This window comes from Sphingobacterium arenae, from assembly GCF_014692505.1.
In the GTDB taxonomy this organism is placed as follows: domain Bacteria; phylum Bacteroidota; class Bacteroidia; order Sphingobacteriales; family Sphingobacteriaceae; genus Sphingobacterium; species Sphingobacterium arenae.
In genome coordinates this window covers 1-584 of sequence record NZ_JACNYK010000017.1, presented here as the reverse complement: position 1 = coordinate 584, position 584 = coordinate 1, and the positions used below count along the sequence as shown (strand labels likewise).

Annotated in this window: 2 rRNA genes; both read left to right on the top strand. The window is 53.8% G+C overall.

Annotated features, from left to right (window positions below):
- Positions 1-69: ribosomal RNA gene (locus tag H8B17_RS20510) — 16S ribosomal RNA — on the top strand; the annotation flags it as partial.
- A 278-nt stretch (positions 70-347) separates the two neighbouring features.
- Positions 348-584: ribosomal RNA gene (locus tag H8B17_RS20505) — 23S ribosomal RNA — on the top strand; the annotation flags it as partial.

The window sequence follows — 584 nt, the reverse complement described above, 5'->3', positions numbered from 1 at the left end:
ATACTGGTAATTGGGGCTAAGTCGTAACAAGGTAGCCGTACCGGAAGGTGCGGCTGGAATACCTCCTTTCTGGAGCGTCCGGACCGTTTCTGCTGCGCACAATCATGATCGTTCAATTAGAAAAAAGAGACCGGACATTGCGCGGGGAGATCCCGCGACTGTCCACATCTGTCTGTCCATAGGGGGATGTTATCCTCCGATAATCGGACAGGCTATAAGACGTTCTTTGACATATTGGGATAGAAAAGAGAAATACAGAAAAGAGGACAGAGGAAGCAGTTTCCTGCGATCATATCGCGGGTTACTGCGGAGGCAGTCCCGCGGCAGGCAAAAGGGCCGCGGGACGGAAGAAAGTAGATAAGGGCACACGGGGGATGCCTAGGCTCCCAGAGGCGAAGAAGGACGCGACAAGCTGCGATAAGCCGCGGGGATCGGCACATACGAATTGATCCGCGGATTTCCGAATGGGGCAACCCGGCATGCTGAAGGCATGCCATACCGCATAGCGGTAGGCGAACGCGCTGAACTGAAACATCTAAGTAGGCGTAGGAGGAGAAAACAAGAGTGATTCCGCAAGTAGTGGC